The sequence below is a fragment of the Sphingopyxis sp. BSN-002 genome, assembly GCF_022024275.1.
Taxonomy (GTDB): Bacteria; Pseudomonadota; Alphaproteobacteria; order Sphingomonadales; family Sphingomonadaceae; genus Sphingopyxis.
This window is the reverse complement of record NZ_CP091804.1, coordinates 2,663,582-2,682,908: the sequence shown is the minus strand read 5'-3', so window position 1 is coordinate 2,682,908 and position 19,327 is coordinate 2,663,582. Positions and strand designations below refer to the sequence as shown.

Here is a 19,327-nt window from a genome sequence, read left to right as displayed (position 1 = left end):
AGCGTAAGAAACTTAGGTGGAACTAACTCAGACTTTCCAGCGGAAATGGCCGGTCAGCGGATGGTCGAACAGCGCATCCTCCTCGCGGGCGCCACCGCCGATATTATGGATCACAAGCGGCGTGCCCGTGACATTCTTGCGGTCCGACACGATGCCGGTGTGCGGCAGCCGCCCGCCGACCATCTGGGTGAAGATGTCACCCGGCCGCCAGTCTGTCGGATCGGTTGTCACCGGCACCGCCGCCTTCTGCCGACGCCAATAGGTGGCGAGGTTCGGAACGCGGCGATGGTCGATGTTGCGGTCGGGACGGCCGAGGCCCCAATTCTTCGGATAGGCGCCAAAGTTGGCGCGCATGTCGGCGTTTACAAGGGCCTGCAAGTCGAGCGCCAGCGCGTCGCGGAACGCGCGGATCACGACGTCGGTGCACACGCCCTTTGCGCGATCGACATCGCCGTTCGGGAAGGCCAGCACCGTATAGGCGGGGTCATAGCGCAGCGTTACGCCGATCTGCTTGCGCGCCGCCGCGACGAGCCGCTGCGCATTGGTTGCCGCAAAGGCTTCCCCAGCGAATCCAAACGCGCCCCAAAGACAAAGGGGCGCCGCGCCGATGAAGGCGCGGCGTGACGGCTGGAAAGAGGAATATGGCTGCGACAAATTCGTTTCGCCCAAATGAAAACGACCGGCTCTGCCTGTTGGCGGAACCGGTCGTTTTTGAAAGCTGTTTCGGCTTTGTAGAGGAGAAGCTCTCCTTAGCCTTCGCCGGCTTCCGACCGGTAATCGCGGCGTTCCGCAATACGAGCCGATTTACCAGTGCGACCGCGCAGATAGTAAAGCTTCGCACGACGGACGGCGCCCTTGCGGACGACGGTAATGCTGTCGATGTTCGGCGAATAGAGCGGGAAGACGCGCTCGACACCTTCGCCGAACGACATTTTGCGCACGGTGAAGTTGGAGCCCATGCCCTTGTTCGAGCGCGCGATGCACACGCCTTCGAAATTCTGGACGCGGGTGCGTTCGCCTTCGACCACCTTCACGCCGACCTTCAGCGTGTCGCCGGGACGGAAGGTCGGAATGGTCTTGCCAGCCTTGGCAATTTCTTCGGCTTCGATCGTCTGGATGAGGTTCATGTCCTCTAGTCCTTTTCTTTTCGCCGCGCGTCAGAGGCAGGTCGGTCCCGAGCGCCCTCGTGGCGCTCCCAAAGGTCCGGCCTGCGTAACCGTGTATGATCCTCCGCCTGTCGTTTCCGCCAGGCGGCGATCTTCGCATGATCCCCCGATCGCAGCACTTCGGGGATCGTGCGCCCTTCCCATTCAACGGGCCGGGTATAGTGGGGATATTCCAACAAACCGTTTTCAAACGATTCGTCATCTCCACTTGAAGCCGCGCCCATTACGCCGGGAAGCAGCCGAATGCAAGCGTCGAGCAGCAGCAGCGCCCCCATCTCTCCGCCCGACAATATGATGTCGCCCATCGACACCTGTTCGATGGGCCGCGCGTCAAAGATACGCTCGTCGAATCCCTCGAACCGGCCGCACAGGATGATCGCGCCCGGCCCTGCCGAAAGCGTCCGCACGCGCGCCTGCGTGATCGGTGCCCCACGCGGTGTCATCGCCAGAATCGGCAGGTCGGGATTCGCCGCGACCGCATGGTCGACCGCCGCCGCCAGCACGTCGGCCTTCAACACCATTCCCGCGCCGCCGCCCGCGGGCGTATCGTCGACAGTGCGATGCTTGTCGGTTGCAAAGTCGCGGATCTGCACCGGCACGCACGACCAGACGCCAGCCTCGAGTGCGCGGCCCGCCATGCTGTGCCCCAGCGGACCGGGGAACATGTCGGGATAGAGCGTCAGGGGAACAGCGGCGAAACTCATGGCAGCGGCTCCCATAGCGGCTCGGGGATCATCTGGCGATCCATCTCCAGTTCCTCGTGCAGCCATTCGCGAAAGCGCTCGATCTTGCGCACGCCCACCCGGTTGGCGCGGTGGACGAGATAATTGCCGGTGCCGGGCTCGTAGATCGTCTCGAACGGCCGCACGAGCCGTCCCGCCTCGAGCTCGACGCGCCAATAGAGCGGCGTCATCAGCGCGATGCCGAAACCGCCCTGCACCGCGATCGCCTCCTGCAACTGGCTGTCGAGTTCGATCCCGCGGCGCGGCGGCGGGGGCGTGCCGATCCCCGCCTGCGCGAGCCAGCCTGCCCACCACGGATCGTTCGGCGCGAGGCGTTCGACACGAAGCAGATCGGCGGGCTCGGCGATCGCGTGCACATCGCGAAAGGCCGGCGAGCAGATCGGCGTGACATGGCTGCGGAAAAGGAAGTCGGTGCGCAGCCCCGGCCAGTTGCCGTCGCCGGTGCGCAGCGCGACATCTACATTGGTCGCGTCGAAATCGACAAGATCGTTCGACATCAGCAAGCGCACCGCGAGGTCGGGGTGGCGGAGCTGAAAGCGCCCGATCCGCGCGCTGAGCCACGTCCCGCCGAGCGTCATCGCCGCGCTGATCGTCAATATGTCGGCATCGTCATTGCTGAGCGCGCCGAAGGCGTCGCCCATCGCGGCAAAAGCTCCGCTTATTGCCGGAAGCAGGCGCTGCCCGGTTTCGGAGAGCCGCACCCGCCCCTTCTCGCGCACGAAGAGCGCACGGCCGAGACGCTCCTCGAGCTGGCGGATTTGATAGCTTACCGCTGCTTGCGTCATGCCGAGCTCGTCGGCAGCGCGCGAGAAATTCTGGAGGCGAGCGGCGGCTTCGAAGGCGCGAACGGCGGCAAGCGGCGGCAGTTTCGACATGCCCAATATATAAGTCTGCCTTATGATATATGCCAGAGCTTTTGTTGGCTTTGCGGCGTCCGGGGGCGCATTTGAAGGGCACACGCCAGAAAGGAGAAAAGCGATGATGGAAGAACATTTCATGCGCAGCTGGACGCATGGGCACGAACGCCTGAGCGCCGATCTCGATCGCGGGATCCAGTGGCTGAAAGCGGCATTCCGCCGCTTCGCCGAGCTTGTCACGCCGATCCATGCACCGGGCGAAGACGCCTATTTCGATTGCGCCGTCCCGGCGCGCCGCCTCGCCAAGCGAGCAGCAGTTCCGGTGCGGATCACGAAACGTCGCTGAGCAGCGGCGCGGGCCTGCCGCCCCACCCCCTTGCAAAGGGGCGGCAGGCCGAAAGCGCTAGGGCGCGACCCGAAACCGGAGCGCCTGGACAGTTACGGGATTCGTCGGCGCGAGCAGGAGTGCCCCGTCAAGCTTGCCCTTTTCGCAATTGAGGCGAAACGCGGTGGACATCGCGCCCGTCGGCGCCAGCGGCTCATCCGCGGGGCATTCGCCGACCTCTGCCTTCAGCCTGGCAAATTCGGCGGCCCAGTTTTCCGCCGAGCGGTCCATCAGGAAATTCATCGCCAGCCTGCCCTTGAGCGGCTCCAGAGTGCCGGCCGCATAGGCCGCCTTCGATGCCGCATACATCTCGGCAACCGCCGGAGACACCGGCACCGGCCGGCTTTCGAGCAGCCCCGCACGGTCCATCGCGACTGCGGCATCCCACGCCGGAGCCGATGGCCCCGCATAGGTACGGTTCGACAAAGCAAAGACGCCCACGCCATAGTCGGGCATCAGCATCACATGGCTGCCATATCCGGGATAGCCGCCGCCATGGGCAAGCGTCAGGCCAAGGTCGCAGTCCTGCGCGACGCGCCAGCCCATGCCATAAGCGGAGGCCTGCTTGCACGCGGTCGCGCCGCTCGATCCGTTGCGGGTCGTGACCGAAACGAAGTTCAGCCCCTGCGCGATCTCGCGCACCGTTGATCGCTTGACCGGACCATTGTCCGCATCGTCGCGCGCAGGCCAGGCGGACAGCAGGAAGGCGACCCACTTTGCATAATCGTTCGCGCTGACCTGCAGCCCGCCCATCGAATTGAACGCGCCGTCGACCATCTCGGGTTCGGCGGTCCAGCGCTCATTCTCCCAGCGATAGCCGAGCGCCGTGCGCGCCTTGGGTGCGTGCGGCGCGTCATAGCCGCTGCTCGTCATGCCGAGCGGGGTCAGGATCGTCTGGCGGACATAGTCCGTGTACGCCATCCCGGATGCCTTCGACACGATCCGGCCGAGCAGCGCATAGCCGAAGTTCGAATATTCATGGGCCGCCTGCGGGACGCGGCTGAACGGCACCCCCGCCGCGATCATCTTCGTGAATTCGTCTTGCGGCAGCACCTGCTGGCGGTCGCCCCACGGATCGTCGGTGACGAAACCGCCGACATGCTGCAGCAGGTCGCGGATCCGGATACGCGGACTGTCCTTCGTCGGATAGGTCCAGCCCTTCATCTCGGGGATATAATCTTCGGCAAGATCGTCGAGGCGAAGCTTGCCGTCGTCGCGCAGCTTCAGGATCGACAGCGCGGTGAACGCCTTGGTCATCGAAGCGATGCGGAACAGGCTGTCGGGCGTGACCGGCCGCTTGTTGTCGATGTTCTGGACCCCGAGCCCTTTCACATAGGCGAGCTTGCCGTCCTTCACGACGCCATAGACGAGGCCGGGAACATGCTGGTCGGCCTGGAATCTGGCGAACAGCGCGTCGATTTCGGGGGCGAGCTGGTCGAAGGTTTTGGCGGTGGAGTTCTGGGCGAACGCGGGAATCGGAACCGCCAGCATGAGCGCCAAAACAAGACCTGTCTTCCTGCGCATAGTCCCTCCATAGCCAATCACTGCGTGGCTAACAGCATGGCGGAAAACCGACAATCGCCGATCAAGGCACCTTCGTCACCCCGGACTTGGCCCGGGGTCCATTTTCGCCAGCGCTGGAAGATAGATCCCGGATCAGGTCCGGGAAGACGAATAAGGCAGCCGACCGCTATTCGACGAACGCCGCGGCGATCGTCACGCCGTCGTCGCTCCACGCCGGAACCGCCTGCGCGTTCATCGGCACCATGAAGCGCACCGGTTTCCTGCCGGGCTCGGCCGCCTTCTCGATTTCGAGGATATCGCCCGCGCCGAAATTCTCGACCGCGGCGACATGGCCGATCGCGGCGCCGTCGGTCGAGACACACGGCAGCCCGATCAGGTCATGATGATAATATTCCCCGTCGGCCAGCGCCGGCAGCGCCGAGCGCGGGACGGTGAGGACGGTGCCGCGCAAGGCTTCAGCCGCGCTGCGATCGGTCACCTCGGCGAAGGTTGCCACCGCGCCCTGGTTCGCCGGGCGCACCGACTTCAGCGTCAGCTTGCGCTCGCCGGCATTAAAAACGGAAAAGGCGCGGAGGCTCTCCGCGCCTTCGCCGAACAATTTGAGACGCACCTCGCCCCGCACCCCGTGCGCGCCGGCGATGGCGGCAAGGGTGACGGGGCGGTTTGCGTCGGCCAAGGCTTAGCCTTCGGCCTTTTCTTCGCCGGCTTCTTCAGCGGGCGCTTCTTCGGCAGCAGCTTCTTCAGCAACCGGGCCGCCTTCGGCGACCTCTTCGGCGATCGCAGTCGCGTCGTCGGCGGTCGCGTCGGCCGGGACTTCTTCGGCGACGGCGTCGGCAACCGCTTCGGCGGTTTCTTCGCTCTTCACCGAACCGGTTGCGTCCGATTCAGCAGCTTCGGGAGCAGCAGCTTCTTCGGCCGGAGCGGCTTCTTCAACCGCTTCGGGTTCCGGCGCCGGGGCGGCGGCGGCTGCAGCTGCCGCTTCTTCGGCGTCAGCCAGCTTCTGGGCCTTCTCTTCGGCGCGTTCCTTGGCCTTCTCGCCGGGGACACCCTTGTTCGGGTTGTTGCGGGCGGCGCGTTCCTTGACGCCGGCGGCATCGAGGAAGCGGGCAACGCGATCCGACGGCTGCGCGCCGACGCTCAGCCAATGCTTCGCACGGTCGGCGTCGAGCTTCACGCGCTCCGGATTATCCTTGCCAAGCAGCGGGTTGTAGCTGCCGATGCGCTCGATGAAGCGACCGTCGCGCGGGCTGCGCGAGTCGGCGACGACGATCTTGTAATACGGGCGCTTTTTCGAACCGCCGCGCGAAAGGCGAATGGAGGTAGCCATGATATTTTCCTTCTGAGTCTAAACTTGGTTGTCCGGGTTATTTCTTTTTATTCATCAGGTTGGCGAGTTCGGGCGGGATCGCTCCGCCGCCAAGACCGGGAAGCCCGCCGAGGCCGCCGCCACCCATGCCGCCGCCGCCGAGGCCGCCCATTCCGCCGCCGCCCTTGCCGAACAGCGCGCCGAGGCCCTTGAGCCCGCCCATCTTGCGGATCTTCTTCATCGCGGTGGACATTTCCTGGTGCATCTTCAGCACCTTGTTCACCTGCTGCACCGTCGTGCCCGAACCGTTCGCGATACGGATCTTGCGCTTCGCAGTCAGGATCTCGGGCTTCGCGCGCTCCTTCGGCGTCATCGACCCCATGATCGCGTCGAAGTGGATCAGCATCTTGTCGTCGGCGCCGCTCTGCGCCATCGCCGCCTGCGCCTTCTTCATCCCGGGGATCATCCCGGCAAGCGCACCGATGCCGCCCATACGGCGCATCTGGTTGAGCTGGGTCCGAAGATCGTCGAGGTCGAACTGACCCTTCGCCATCTTCTTCGCCATCGCCTCGGCCTCTTCGGCCTGGATGGTCTCCGCCGCGCGTTCGACGAGGCTGACGACGTCGCCCATGCCGAGGATGCGGCCCGCGATGCGCGAGGGCTGGAAAAGTTCGAGCCCGTCGAGTTTTTCGCCCGTACCGGCAAATTTGATCGGCTTGCCGGTCACCGCGCGCATCGACAGCGCGGCACCGCCGCGCGCGTCGCCGTCCATACGAGTGAGCACGACGCCGGTGAGGGGCACCTGGTCAGTGAAGCGCTGCGCGACCTGTACCGCGTCCTGACCCGTCAGGCTGTCGACGACGAGCAGCGTCTCGGCCGGGTTCGCCGTGCGCGACACCGCCTGCATCTCGTCCATCAGCTGCTGGTCGACGTGGAGGCGGCCCGCAGTGTCGAGCATCAGGACGTCGAAACCCTGAAGCTTCGCGGCCTGCATCGCGCGCTGGGCAATCTCGACCGGCTGCTGGCCGGCGATGATCGGCAAGGTCGCGACATCGATCTGGCTGCCGAGGACGGCAAGCTGTTCCTGCGCCGCGGGGCGATTGACGTCGAGCGACGCCATCAGCACCTTCTTGCGTTCTTTTTCCTTGAGGCGCTTCGCGATCTTCGCGGTCGTCGTCGTCTTACCCGACCCCTGAAGGCCGACCATCATGATCACGGCGGGAGGGGTGACGGCGATTTCGAGCTCGGCGGTTTCCGACCCGAGCATTTCGGTCAGCGCGTCGCTGACGATCTTGACGACCTGCTGTCCCGGGGTGACCGAGCGCAGGACATTCTGGCCGATCGCCAGTTCGGTGACCTGATCGACGAAGCTGCGCACGACGGGCAGCGCGACGTCGGCTTCCAGAAGGGCGATTCGCACTTCGCGCATCGCGGCGCGCACGTCGGCCTCGGTCAGCGCGCCGCGGCCGCGGAGCTTCCCGAAAACATCGCCAAGCCGATTGCTCAGACTGTCGAACATGCGCCTAAAAAGTCCCTTCTGACGACCGCAACGCAAAACACGCCGGTGAGCGAAACCTCGCCAACCAGCGGTATCCGTGGACAGTATTTTCCGTCGCGGATGTCGTATCTGCCCGGGTGCAATATGCCTCCGGACGCGGCGCCTTTACGCAAAAACGCCCGGAAACGCAAGCGCCGCGTCGCGCCCGCACTTAACGCAAAGTTCACCGCTCCCCGCCATAAAGGGCGCGATGGTGGGGAATGAAAACATGATGGCGGAACCGAAGCCTCGCAACCGCAGCGAGGATGCGAAGCGGGATATCATCGCGGGGGGCATCGTTGTGGCGGCGATCGTCCTGTTCGTGGGGACCGGCGGCAGCGTGATGCAGGCGGTGGTTCGCGGGCTGATCGGCATCGGCGGCGGCCCCGACAAGGTATTGTCGGTCGCGCTGATCCTGAACATCGCGCTGATCCTGTTCGGTTGGCGCCGCTATGAAGATCTCAATCGCGAAATCCGCGAGCGCACCGACGCCGAACAGCGCGCACGCTATCTGGCCGATACCGATCCGCTGACGGGCTTTCTCAATCGCCGCGCACTGCTGGCCAAGGGACAGCAGATGATCGCGACCGCGACCGCCGAACACCGCCATGTCGCACTCTTCCTGCTCGATCTCGATCACTTCAAGACCGTCAACGACATCCATGGCCATGCCGCGGGCGACCGCGTGTTGCAGGTCGCGGCCGAACGCATCAGCGCGGTGCTGCCCCCCAATGCGACCAAAGCCCGCCTCGGCGGCGACGAGTTCGTCGCGATGCTGCAGTTCGAACCCGGCGTTCGCGGCAATATCGACGCGCTCGCGGCCGAACTTGTGACGACGCTCGAAGCCACCGTCGCGCATGACGCACAGCAGATCCGCATCGGCGCCTCACTCGGTATCGCGCTCGCGACCGACGCCAGCATGACGATGGAAACGATGGTCCGGCAGGCCGACATCGCGATGTATCATTGCAAGGACGAAGGCCGGAACCGTCACATCTGGTTCGAACAGGGCATGGAAATGGCGGTGCAGGTCCGCAACCAGATCGAGACCGGCATCCGCGACGGCATGCCGCGCGGCGAATTCGTTCCGCATTTCGAGCCGCAGGTCGATATCGCGAGCGGCCGCCTGCTCGGCTTCGAGATGCTCATGCGCTGGGAATCGCCCGAATATGGCCTGATCCCGCCCGAGCGCTTCATCCCCGTGGCAGAAGAGAGCGGATTGATCGGCGAATTGTCGCTGCAGGTGATCCGCCATGCGATGGAGGCGGCCAAGAGCTGGGATCCGTCGATCATGCTCGCAGTGAATATCTCGCCCCAGCAGCTCAAGGATCCGTGGTTCAGCCAGAAGCTTACCAAGCTGCTCGTCGAGGTCGGCTTCCCCGCGAGCCAGCTCGAGGTCGAAATCACCGAAAGCTCGCTGTTCGAGAATCTGCCGCTGGTCCGCTCGATCGTCACCAGTCTCAAGAATCAGGGCGTCTCGCTCAGCCTCGACGACTTCGGCACCGGCTACAGCTCGCTGTCGCATCTGCGCGCGCTCCCCTTCGACCGGATTAAGATCGACCGCAGCTTTATCGCCGCGATGCGCGGCAGCGCCGACGCGCAGGCGATCGTCGTCGCGATCGTGCGGCTTGGCGAGAGCCTTGCGATGCCGATCACCGCCGAAGGCGTCGAGGACGAGGCGACGGCGATCGAACTGACGCGGCTCGGCTGCTCGAAGGGGCAGGGCTGGTATTATGGCCGGGCGACCTCGGCCGAGGACACTGCGCGCCTGCTCGCCGACCGCGGCCTGCTTCGCGCGCCGGCGCTGCCGCAGGGCGGCTCACCCGGCGCGGGCGAAGAGCCGCTGCGCAAGACGGCATAGGGCCCACATCGCTAGACTTCGCACGCTCGCGCCCTTACATGCGCGAGCTATGGCGGACCGCTTCACCAAGATGCACGGCCTCGGCAACGACTTCGTCGTGATCGATGCGCGCGAGCAGAGCGTCGAGATGACGCCGGCGCGTGCGCACGCGATTGCCGACCGGCGTCACGGCATCGGCTGCGACCAGCTGATCCTGCTCGAACCGTCGACCAAGGCCGATGTGAAGATGCGCATCTTCAACGCCGACGGCGGCGAGGTCGAGGCGTGCGGCAATGCGACGCGCTGCGTCGCGACCCTGCTCGGCCAGCCCGCCGTGATCGAGACGCTGGGCGGGATGCTCCGCGTCACCCCCGCCGACGGCGGCGCCGAAGTCGTGCTCGGCGAACCCGTGTTCGACTGGGAGCATATCCCGCTCGCGATGCCGATGGACACGCGCGACATGCCGGTTGCGTGGGACGAACTGGAACATGGCGCGGCGGTCAATGTCGGCAATCCGCATATCATCTTCTTCGTGCCCGAGGCCGACGCCGTCGCGCTCGACGAACTCGGCCCGCGGATCGAGACCGACCCGCTGTTCCCTGAGCGCGTCAACGTCAATGTCGCGAGCCTCGACGGCGAAAACCAGCTCCAGCTTCGCGTCTGGGAGCGCGGAGTCGGACTGACACAGGCGTGCGGCACCGGCGCATGCGCGACCGCGGTTGCGGCGATCCGCGCCGGAAAGGTACAGTCGCCCGTGACCGTCTCGCTGCCCGGCGGCGACCTGATCATCCGTTGGGCGCCCGGTGAACCGATCGTGATGAGCGGCGCCGCGACGCGCGTGTACGACGGCGAGACCGACTGGACGCGCTTCGGATGAGCGTTGCCACCGCCGACCGCGTCGAGGTCGTCAATTTCGGTTGCCGGCTCAACATCGCCGAGGGCGAGGCGGTTCGTGCGGCCGTAAAGGCGGCGGGTGCGCCCGATACGATCGTCTTCAACAGCTGCGCAGTGACCGACGAGGCGGTGCGGCAGGCGCGGCAGGCAGTACGGCGCGCGCTGCGCGAGCACCCCGGCGCCGAGGTCGTGGTCACCGGTTGCGCCGCGGAGCTCGAACGCGATGCCTTTGCGGCGATGGGCGCGCGCGTCGTCGCGAACGATGCCAAGGGCCTGGCGCAAAGCTATGGCGGTGCCGCTATCCCGGCTTCGCCGACCTACGCCCCCGCCCTCTCCGGGCCCGACCACGCCCGCGCGTTTCTCGGCGTCCAGACGGGCTGCTCGCATAGCTGCACCTTCTGCGCGACGGTCATCGCGCGCGGCACCGCCCGCTCCGCGACCGCCGGCGCCGTCGTCGACGCCGCGCGCATCGCGCTCGACCGTGGCCAGCGCGAGATCGTCCTGACCGGCGTCGACCTTGCCAGCTATGGCGACGACAGCGGCACAAGCCTCGCGGCGCTCGTCGAAGCCTTGCTGGCGTTACCGGTCGAGCGCCTGCGCCTCTCGTCGCTCGACCCGGATCGTGTCGACGACGCGCTGTTTGCGCTGCTGACGCAGGAAGCGCGCCTGATGCCGCACGTCCACCTGTCGCTGCAGGCAGGCGACGACATGGTGCTGACGCGGATGAAGCGCCGCCACCGCCGCGCCGATGCCGTGGGCCTGACCGAACGGCTCAAGGCGGCCCGCCCCGAAATCGCCATCGGCGCCGACCTGATCGCCGGATTTCCGACCGAGGATGACGACATGTTTGCCAACAGCATGGCCCTGATCGACGATTGCGACATCGTCTTCGGCCATATCTTTCCCTACAGCCCGCGCGCCGGAACGCCCGCTGCACGCATGCCCCAGGTCGGCCGCGGCATTGCCCGCGAGCGGGCCGCAAAGCTGCGCGAGGCCAACGCCTTCCGCCGTCAGCGTTGGCTCGATGCCCAGGTCGGCCACACCGCCTCGATGCTCGTCGAGCGCGACGGGCTGACCGGCCATGCCGAGAATTTCGCCGCGTTGACGCTCGCGAGGCCCGCCGGGCCCGGCAGCATTGTTCGCGTCCGCCTGACCGGCCGCGACGGCGACAGGATGATCGCGGCATGAGCGGTCTCAGCTGGAGCGAACGGCTGCTCGGCGGCCTCAGGCGCACGTCCGAGCGCCTTGGCGAGAATCTGTCGGGACTGACCGGCAAGTCGCGTCTCGACGACGAGGATCTCGACCGCATCGAGGACGCACTGATCACCGCCGATCTCGGCCCGACGATGGCCGCGCGCATCCGTGACCGTCTGTCCGAACGCCGCGACGTCGCCGCAAACGGCACCGACGAACTGCGCAAGGTCGTCGCCGAGGAAATCGGCGCGGTGCTGCGCCCGGTTGCCGAGCCGCTCGAGATCGATGCCTTCCCGCGCCCGCAGGTGATTCTCGTCATCGGCGTCAACGGATCGGGCAAGACGACGACGATCGCCAAGCTGGCGCACCTGTTCCAGGAACAGGATTATGGTGTGATGCTCGTCGCGGGCGACACCTTTCGCGCCGCTGCGATCGGGCAACTGAAGGTCTGGGCCGAACGGCTCGACGTGCCGATCATGGCGGGACCCGAGGGTGGCGACGCCGCCGGAATCGTCTTCGACGCAGTCAAAAAGGCGACCGCGACCGGCATCGACGTGCTGATCGTCGACACCGCGGGCCGCTTGCAGAACAAGCGCGAACTGATGGATGAACTTGAAAAGATCAAGCGCGTCCTCGGACGCCTCAATCCCGCCGCGCCACATGATGTCGTGCTCGTCCTCGATGCGACGACCGGGCAGAATGCGCTGTCGCAGATCGACGTCTTCCGCGAGGTCGCGGGCGTGACCGGGCTGGTGATGACCAAGCTCGACGGCACTGCGCGCGGCGGCGTCCTCGTCGCCGCGGCCGAACGCCACGGCCTTCCCATCCACGCGATCGGCATCGGCGAGACGATCGACGACCTCCGTCCCTTCGACGCCGACGAAATTGCAGGCATCATTGCCGGAAACATCCGATGAGCGACCAACTCCCGACAGGCCCCGAAGCGGTCCCCGCGCCGCCGCCCGCCAAACATGGCGGACTGAATTTCGCGATCGACTTCGCGCCGCTGCTGATCTTCTTCCTGACCTATAAGCTGAACTCGGGCGGCGAAGGCGCCTTTGCGGCCACGACCGCTGCGATCAAGGGCACCGTGGCTTTCATGGTCGCGATCATCGTCGCGATGGCCGTATCGAAATGGAAGCTCGGCAGGATTTCGCCGATGCTGTGGATGTCGAGCATCCTCGTCCTCGGTTTCGGTGCGCTGACGATCTGGTTCCACGACGAGCGTTTCATCGTGATGAAGCCGACAATCATCTATGCCGCATTCGCGGTGCTGCTGCTCGGCGGCTGGTGGTTCGGGCGGCCGATGCTCAAATATCTGCTGCAGTCGGCGCTCGATGGCCTGACCGAAAGAGGCTGGCTGCTGCTGTCGCGCAACTGGGGCCTGTTCTTCGCCGCGCTCGGCATCGCAAACCATGTGATGTACGAGATGATCCAGGCAAAGCAGATGAGCTTCGACCTGTGGCTGACCATCAAGGTCTGGGGGGTAACGGCCCTTTCCTTCCTCTTTACGCTGAGCCAGGTCCCGGTGATGCTGAAGAACGGACTCGCCATCCCCGAAGAAGCCGCCGCCGACAAAAGTTGAGTCCGGCCCCCTTCGCTGTCATATCGCTGTCACCGGGTCCGGGTCGCACGGCACCGGAAACAAGCGAGGGGGAATGCATATGGACAAGTTTTTCGGGAATCTGCACGCGGTACTGATTGCCGGGCTGGTGCTCGCGATCGCGCTGATGCTGGGGCTTAACGGCCAGTATTTCACAGACGGTATAACCGCAGGCAACGCGATCCTGCGCTGGCTGCACACCTTCTTCGGCATCCTGTGGATCGGGCTGCTCTATTATTTCAACTTCGTCCAGATTCCGACGATGCCCAAAATTCCGGCCGAACTGAAGCCCGGCGTATCGAAGCATATCGCGCCTGCTGCGCTGTTCTGGTTTCGCTGGGCGGCGCTGATCACCGTACTCCTCGGGCTGGGCATCGCCTTTCACAACAAATATGCGATTCCGGCGCTGACCTTCTCGGACCCCAATTTCAAGCTGATCGGGGCGGGCATGTGGCTGGGTCTCGTCATGGCATTCAACGTCTGGTTCGTGATCTGGCCGAACCAGAAGAAGGCGCTGGGCATCGTCGAAGCCGACGACGCGACGAAAGCCGCCGCCGCGAAGACCGCGATGATCTTTTCGCGGACCAATACGCTGCTGTCGATCCCGATGCTCTATGCGATGGTGAACGCCAACAACGGCTGACACCGGCCAATCTTCGGAAAAGGGCGCCCCGCGGAACCGGGGCGCCCTTTTCGTTTCAGCCTTCGATCGCCGCCTTGTGCATGCGGCCGTTATGCACATAGTGCGCGACGCCCATCTGCATCCCCGCGGCCTGCGCATCGTCGATCTCGCGCACCCGTCGTGCGGGCGATCCCGCCCAGAGTTCGCGATCGGGGATTTCCTTGTTCTCGGTGAGCAGCGCGCCGGCCGCAAGCATCGCGTCGCTGCCGATGCGGCAGCCGTTCATCACGGTCGCCTTCAGCCCCACGAACGCGCGGTCGGCGAGCGTGCAGCCATGCACCATCGCCATATGCCCGATCAGCACATCCTCGCCGATGATCGTCGGAAAGCCGTCGGGGCGGTGCGGCATCGGGCCGTCGCAATGGACGACGCTGCCGTCCTGGATATTCGAGCGCGCGCCGACGACGATGCGACTGACGTCGGCGCGAAGCACGCAATTGTACCAGATGCTGACGTCCGGCCCGATCACGACATCGCCGATGATGCGGCAGCCGGGCGCGATGAAGGCGCTCGGGTCGATCTGCGGCGTCTTGCCGTTCACACTGATGATGCTGACGTCGCTATAGGTCATTCAGGTCTTCCCGATCAGGTGACCCCAGAGGAGGATGGGCAGGGTCGAGGAATAATCGTCGGTCCAGCGCGTGAAGCCCGGGCGTGAGGCAAGGGGCACCCATACGCCATCCTTGCTTCCCTGCTTGCGCGGTTTCAGGCCGCCCGTCAGCTGCTGCATGCGCTCCGGCGTCGCGGTCAGCGCAACCCAGTTCGAGGACGTCAGATTGCCATAATCGCGCGCCATCGGATCGGTGGCGCCCGACGGGTCGAGCCGGATGGCGGCACTCCAGCCGCGCGCCTTTGCTTCGGCGGCGAGGACCGGCTCGAGATCGAAAAAGCGGTTCGAGATGTGAATGAGCAGGATACCGCCGGGCTTGAGCGCCCGCGCATAGATGCCGATCGCTTCTTCGGTCAGCAGATGCAGCGGGATGGCGTCGGACGAGAAGGCATCGATGACCAGTATGTCGAACTGCGCCGGCGGCAGCTTCGCGATCTGCAACCGCGCGTCGCCGATCACGATCGGCACGTCGGGTGCACATTTGCTGATGAAGGTGAATTTCGAGGGATCGCGCGCGATTTTGGCCATCGCGGGATCGATTTCGAAGATCGTCCATGCCTGACCGGGACGGCGGTAACAGGACAGCGTCCCGGCACCGAGCCCGACGATGCCGACGGACGCATTCGGCCCCGCAAGCGCGTTCGCCTTGTCGAGCGTCAGGCCGACCCCGGACTTGTGACCGTAATAGGTCGTCGGTTCGAGTTGATGTCCTGCATCCGTCCGCTGAAGACCGTGAAGCGTCGTACCGTGCGCCAGTCGCCGCTGGTTGCGATAGGCATCCTCGGTGACCGTATAGACCCCGAAATAGCTGCGGACCCGCGAACCGTCGGTGCTGTTCTTCAGCGTCTCGACACCGCCGACACCCAGCATCAGCATCGCGATCGCCAGCACATAGGCCCAGCGCCAGCCGATCACGAGCAGGCCGACCGCAAGCGTGATCCCGGCCCAAAGGCCGTTCAGACCGTTGAAGGTGCCGTTCCAGTCGCTCGCCAGTTTCCAGCTGGCAAAGGCGCCCACCGCCAGCAGCAGCAGGACCACGGGAAGCGGTTTCGAAATCTTCAGCCACTGTTCCCACGGGAACAGCGCCGGCAGCGGCAGCAACATCGCCGCGGCGAGAACCAGAATCGGATGTTCGTAAACCCAGTCGAACAGCAGCGGTGCGATAAGCGCCGCAAAGAGCCCGCCGAGCACGCCGCCGGCGGACATGATCAGATAGAAAAGGGTCAGATATTGCGGTGAGGGGCGAAGATGGTGCAGATAATCGTGCAGCGTGGTCGCAACGACGAACAGCATCACCAGGCTCATGAACGCGATCAGCATCGTCCCGCCGCTCGTGCTGAGCAACGCCTGCCCGCCGGCAATCAGCAGGATCGCGGGCGCAAGCACGCGGAACGTTCCTTTCACCGATTCGGCGTTCGAGAATGCGATCGAGAAGCTGAGCAGATAGAGGCCGAGCGGCAGGACCCAGAGCAGCGGCATCGCGACAATGTCGGTCGTGAGATGCGTCGTCGTCGACAGCATGAGTCCCGAAGGCACGGCAGCGATCAGCAGCCAGTGGAGCTGGCGGCGAAGCGTCGGACGCGGTTCGTCCGCCCCGGCGGCGACATCTTCATGAACGACATGGCTGTTCCATCGCGCCGCCGCGGCCGCGGCGACGAGCAGGAGGAGCAAGGCATAGCCGCCGGTCCAGCCCCAGCTTTGCATCGCGAGCGGCATGTTCGGCTCGACGAGCGCGGGATAGCTGATCAGCCCCGCGAAGCTGCCGAGGTTGGAGGCAGCGTAGAGATAATAGGGGTCGCCTGCGCGGCTATCGGCGGCGAACCAGCGCTGCATCAGCGGCGCCTGCGCCGAGACGACGAAGAAGACCGGCCCGATCGAGGCGAGCAAGAGCAGCGGCACCCACAAGGCTTCCTGCCCCGGCGCCGGGGGCGCGATCTGCGCGATGCCAAGCGGCAGCCATAGCGCCGCGAGCACAAACAGGGCGATATGGATCATCGCCTGCCGCCGGATTTCGAAACGGCCGAGCCAGTGCGCATAGGCATAGCCGCCAAGCAGCAGCGCCTGATAGACGAGCATCGCGCTGTTCCATACGGCCGGCGCGCCGCCCAGTTTCGGCAGCACCATGCGCGCCACCATCGGCTGGACCTGGAAAAGCAGGAAGCTGCCGACCAGAATGGTCAGCACGAAAAGCCAGCGGCGCGGCGTCTGCGTCATCTATCCCCCACCCGGCCGGTCAGTCGTTCAAAAGTCGCGCCGCATGCAACGCGTGATAGGTGAGCACGCCCGACGCACCGGCGCGGCGGAAAGCGAGCAAGGTTTCGAGTACGAGCGCATCGCGGTCCCCGGCGCCCGCCGCAGCGGCCGCCTCGATCATCGCATATTCGCCCGACACCTGATAAGCATAGACGGGCACCGCGAAATGATCCTTAACGGCGCGCACGACGTCCAGATACGGGAGCCCCGGCTTCACCATCACGCTGTCGGCGCCCTCGGCGAGATCCTGTTCGACCTCGCGCAGCGCCTCTTCGACGTTGGCCGGGTCCATCTGATAGGTCTTCTTGTCGCCCTTGAGCAATCCGCGCGAACCGACGGCGTCGCGGAACGGGCCATAGAAGGCCGAGGCATATTTGGCGGCATAGCTCATGATCTGGACATGGCCAAAGCCCTCCATCTCGAGCGCTTCGCGGATCGCGCCGACACGGCCGTCCATCATGTCGCTGGGCGCGATAATGTCGGCGCCGGCGCGCGCCTGATTCAGCGCCTGACCGACAAGGACATCGACCGTCTCGTCGTTGAGGACATAACCCGCATCGTCGATCAGCCCGTCCTGGCCGTGGCTGGTGTAGGGATCGAGGGCGACGTCGGTGAGCACGCCGATCGCGTCGCCGAGCGCCTGCTTGATCGCAGCGACCGCCTTGCACATCAGATTGTCGGGATTGAGCGCCTCGGCACCGTCGGCGCTCCGCCGGTCGGGCTCGGTATAGGGAAAGAGCGCGAGGCACGGGATGCCCGCAGCCGCCGCTTCCTTTGCGCGCTCGACGATCCGGTCGACCGACCAGCGCGAGACGCCCGGCAGGCTGGCGATCGGTTCTTCTGTCGCGGTCCCCGGACAGACGAAAAGTGGCCAGATCAGGTTCGAGGGGGTCAGATGGTTCTCGCGGACCATCGCGCGGCTCCAACCGGTGCGGCGCGTGCGGCGCAGGCGCAGGTCGGGATAGGCGGCATGAGTCATGCGGCGTGCATAGCGACGCGGCGGCGCGGGGCAAATGGTTATTGGTTTCGCGTCGCGGTTGTCAGAGACCGCCGGCGCGCTTCGTCGCGACGTCGGCAAGCGAGCCGAGCTTTGGCCCTTCGGCGGGCCTGACGGGCGCAGCGTTCATCGCGGCGCCCGGAACGACCGACGTCAGCTGGCGGATGCGCGCACGGAAATCGGCGAGCGCCTTGCCTTCGAGCTGCGCCCGCGTGACGAACGACACCGACATCGGATTCACCGCCACGCCGTTGCGATAGACTTCGAAATGGAGATGCGGCCCGGTCGAAAGGCCAGTCGAACCGATATATCCGATGACCTGGCCGCGCGAGACATGCTGGCCGGGGCGCACCGCGATGCGGCTCATATGGCCATAGCCGGTGCCAAGGCCCGCTCCGTGGCTGAGCTTCACATAATTGCCGAAGCCGCCGGTGCGGCCGGCGATGGTGACGAGGCCGTCGCTCACGGCATAGATCGGCGCGCCGTAACCGCCGCCGAAATCGACGCCGCTGTGCATCCGCTTGTAGCCGAGGATGGGATGGCGGCGCATGCCGAAGGTCGACGTGATACGGCCGTTGGTCGGACGACCGACGCCGCCCGAGCTCTGCTGGCCGACGCCCGATGCCTCGAACCATTGGGTGCGGCCGTCGACGGTCCATTCAATCATCGACAGCTTCGGCTTCCCGCCGCGAACGAGGCCCGCGTAGAGAAGCTTGCCGGTTTCGCTCTCGCCCGTTTCGGCGCGGCGATGGTCGACGATGATATCGAACTCGTCGCTCGCACGAATGTCGCTGCCGACCGAAATCTGGCGGCCGATAACGCGGAGATAGGACTGGATCGATTCGGGCGATGCGCCTGCGGCGCGCGCCGAGCGATACAGGCTGTCGCCCACGCGCCCGCGGATGCGCAGCGGCGTCGCGTCGACCGCAATCGGGATGCGGCGCATCACGAGCCGGCCGTCGATCCGCTCCATCTCGATCCTGAGGTCGAAGCGCGCGCGCATCGCAAGCGCCTCGACCGGGCGGGGCATCGTGCGCGCAGCGCGGCGACCGAGGATCAGGTCGATTCGGGTTCCCGGCGCGATATCGGCGAGCGGCACGGCGCCCGACACCTGGCTGGCCAGCGCCGCGGCATCGGCACTGCCGACGCCGGAGCGTTCGAGCAGGCGCGCGAAGCTGTCCCCCGCGCCAAGCGTCGCGGTCAGTTCGATCTGCGGGCGCTCGGGCGTCTGCGCCAGCGGGCGAACCGCATCGGTTGCCGCCATATGGCGGCCGGTGTCGCCGCCATAGGCCAGCGGCACGATCATCTGCGCACGCGCCTCGTTGAAATCGGCGGCGCCAAGCACCGGCGTGCCGTGCGCCTCCAGCGGCCGGATGCCGGGGAAGGTCGCAATCGCCGCGCCGCAGAGAAGAGTTAATGTCGCAAGGCCGCGCCACCATTCGCGCGAGCCGATATTGTCGCCAAGATCGGGAACAAGATCGAGCAGCGCGAGCCGGTCACGCCAGGTCGGCCGGGACTCGCCATCGCCGTCCGCCGTCCGCAGCGGAATCGCCTGCGCCATCGAAAGCGCGGCCGCATTGCCGGAAATCCCCGCAAGGGATCCATGGCCCGCAATGGGTTCGTGGCGCTGGAACAAGAAGTGCAACCCCCGCTCGACGGGCCTCCCTAGACCCGGCCGTCGATGATCTTTTCGACCGTTCGTCTGTAAAGAAAGGTCGTTAAAGTCAATTTAATGC

18 protein-coding genes and 1 pseudogene are annotated in these 19,327 nt (G+C 65.6%); 7 read left to right on the top strand and 12 right to left on the bottom strand.

Annotated features, from left to right (window positions below; genetic code table 11):
• Positions 1 to 27: 27 nt before the first annotated feature.
• The 4 genes from L7H23_RS13250 to L7H23_RS13235 form a co-directional block, all read right to left on the bottom strand.
• Positions 28 to 654, bottom strand: a complete 627-nt coding sequence (locus L7H23_RS13250; RefSeq protein WP_237836336.1) for a DUF1287 domain-containing protein — start codon at positions 652 to 654, stop codon at positions 28 to 30.
• 95 nt (positions 655 to 749) lie between these two features.
• A complete protein-coding gene (gene rplS / locus L7H23_RS13245; RefSeq protein ID WP_037555002.1) occupies positions 750 to 1,127 on the bottom strand; it encodes a 50S ribosomal protein L19 in 378 nt (125 codons plus the stop codon).
• Between the two features lie 5 nt (positions 1,128 to 1,132).
• Entirely contained in the window at positions 1,133 to 1,870 is a 738-nt protein-coding gene (gene trmD / locus L7H23_RS13240) for a tRNA (guanosine(37)-N1)-methyltransferase TrmD (RefSeq protein ID WP_237836335.1), read from the bottom strand.
• The gene (locus tag L7H23_RS13235) at positions 1,867 to 2,784 is read right to left on the bottom strand and encodes a LysR substrate-binding domain-containing protein (protein WP_237836334.1); all 918 of its coding nucleotides are present in this window, start codon (positions 2,782 to 2,784) and stop codon (positions 1,867 to 1,869) included. Before L7H23_RS13235 ends, trmD begins: the two co-directional genes overlap by 4 nt.
• Before the next feature lie 103 nt (positions 2,785 to 2,887).
• Here L7H23_RS13235 and L7H23_RS13230 point away from each other — a divergent pair, with 103 nt between their 5' ends.
• Positions 2,888 to 3,112, top strand: a complete 225-nt coding sequence (locus L7H23_RS13230) for a hypothetical protein (RefSeq protein ID WP_237836333.1) — start codon at positions 2,888 to 2,890, stop codon at positions 3,110 to 3,112.
• 57 nt (positions 3,113 to 3,169) lie between these two features.
• On the opposite strand, the gene L7H23_RS13225 is transcribed toward L7H23_RS13230, so the two are convergent.
• The 4 genes and pseudogenes from L7H23_RS13225 to ffh form a co-directional block, all read right to left on the bottom strand.
• On the bottom strand, positions 3,170 to 4,675 hold the full coding sequence (locus L7H23_RS13225) for a serine hydrolase domain-containing protein (protein WP_237836332.1): 1,506 nt from the start codon (positions 4,673 to 4,675) through the stop codon (positions 3,170 to 3,172).
• Positions 4,676 to 4,841: 166 nt separating this feature from the next.
• Entirely contained in the window at positions 4,842 to 5,351 is a 510-nt protein-coding gene (gene rimM / locus L7H23_RS13220; RefSeq protein ID WP_237836331.1) for a ribosome maturation factor RimM, read from the bottom strand.
• Positions 5,352 to 5,555: 204 nt separating this feature from the next.
• Positions 5,556 to 6,002: pseudogene (rpsP, locus tag L7H23_RS13215) on the bottom strand (30S ribosomal protein S16); the annotation flags it as partial.
• A 37-nt stretch (positions 6,003 to 6,039) separates the two neighbouring features.
• Complete coding sequence (gene ffh / locus L7H23_RS13210; RefSeq protein WP_237836330.1) at positions 6,040 to 7,500, bottom strand: signal recognition particle protein; 1,461 nt, start codon at positions 7,498 to 7,500, stop codon at positions 6,040 to 6,042.
• Between the two features lie 229 nt (positions 7,501 to 7,729).
• Between ffh and L7H23_RS13205 the strand changes: the two genes are divergently transcribed.
• The 6 genes from L7H23_RS13205 (at position 7,730) to L7H23_RS13180 (ending at position 13,692) form a co-directional block, all read left to right on the top strand.
• Positions 7,730 to 9,379: an EAL domain-containing protein gene (locus tag L7H23_RS13205; RefSeq protein ID WP_237836329.1), complete on the top strand. Its 1,650-nt coding sequence runs from the start codon at positions 7,730 to 7,732 to the stop codon at positions 9,377 to 9,379.
• A 49-nt stretch (positions 9,380 to 9,428) separates the two neighbouring features.
• The gene (gene dapF / locus L7H23_RS13200; protein WP_237836328.1) at positions 9,429 to 10,235 is read left to right on the top strand and encodes a diaminopimelate epimerase; all 807 of its coding nucleotides are present in this window, start codon (positions 9,429 to 9,431) and stop codon (positions 10,233 to 10,235) included.
• Entirely contained in the window at positions 10,232 to 11,440 is a 1,209-nt protein-coding gene (locus tag L7H23_RS13195; RefSeq protein ID WP_237836327.1) for a MiaB/RimO family radical SAM methylthiotransferase, read from the top strand. The genes dapF and L7H23_RS13195 overlap by 4 nt, the downstream gene beginning before the upstream one ends.
• Positions 11,437 to 12,363: a signal recognition particle-docking protein FtsY gene (gene ftsY, locus L7H23_RS13190; protein WP_237836326.1), complete on the top strand. Its 927-nt coding sequence runs from the start codon at positions 11,437 to 11,439 to the stop codon at positions 12,361 to 12,363. Before L7H23_RS13195 ends, ftsY begins: the two co-directional genes overlap by 4 nt.
• Positions 12,360 to 13,031 carry an inner membrane-spanning protein YciB gene (locus L7H23_RS13185; protein ID WP_237836325.1) on the top strand — a complete coding sequence of 224 codons (672 nt, stop codon included), beginning with the start codon at positions 12,360 to 12,362 and terminating at the stop codon, positions 13,029 to 13,031. The genes ftsY and L7H23_RS13185 overlap by 4 nt, the downstream gene beginning before the upstream one ends.
• A gap of 79 nt (positions 13,032 to 13,110) precedes the next feature.
• Complete coding sequence (locus tag L7H23_RS13180; protein ID WP_237836324.1) at positions 13,111 to 13,692, top strand: urate hydroxylase PuuD; 582 nt, start codon at positions 13,111 to 13,113, stop codon at positions 13,690 to 13,692.
• A gap of 55 nt (positions 13,693 to 13,747) precedes the next feature.
• Here the strand turns inward: L7H23_RS13180 and L7H23_RS13175 are convergent, their stop codons facing one another.
• From L7H23_RS13175 to L7H23_RS13160, 4 genes are all read right to left on the bottom strand, one after another.
• On the bottom strand, positions 13,748 to 14,302 hold the full coding sequence (locus L7H23_RS13175) for a gamma carbonic anhydrase family protein (protein ID WP_237836323.1): 555 nt from the start codon (positions 14,300 to 14,302) through the stop codon (positions 13,748 to 13,750).
• Complete coding sequence (locus L7H23_RS13170) at positions 14,303 to 16,555, bottom strand: fused MFS/spermidine synthase (RefSeq protein WP_237836322.1); 2,253 nt, start codon at positions 16,553 to 16,555, stop codon at positions 14,303 to 14,305. It lies immediately after the preceding gene.
• Between the two features lie 19 nt (positions 16,556 to 16,574).
• Positions 16,575 to 17,573 carry a porphobilinogen synthase gene (gene hemB / locus L7H23_RS13165; RefSeq protein ID WP_237836321.1) on the bottom strand — a complete coding sequence of 333 codons (999 nt, stop codon included), beginning with the start codon at positions 17,571 to 17,573 and terminating at the stop codon, positions 16,575 to 16,577.
• Between the two features lie 61 nt (positions 17,574 to 17,634).
• Positions 17,635 to 19,152: a M23 family metallopeptidase gene (locus L7H23_RS13160; RefSeq protein ID WP_237836320.1), complete on the bottom strand. Its 1,518-nt coding sequence runs from the start codon at positions 19,150 to 19,152 to the stop codon at positions 17,635 to 17,637.
• Positions 19,153 to 19,327 lie beyond the last annotated feature (175 nt).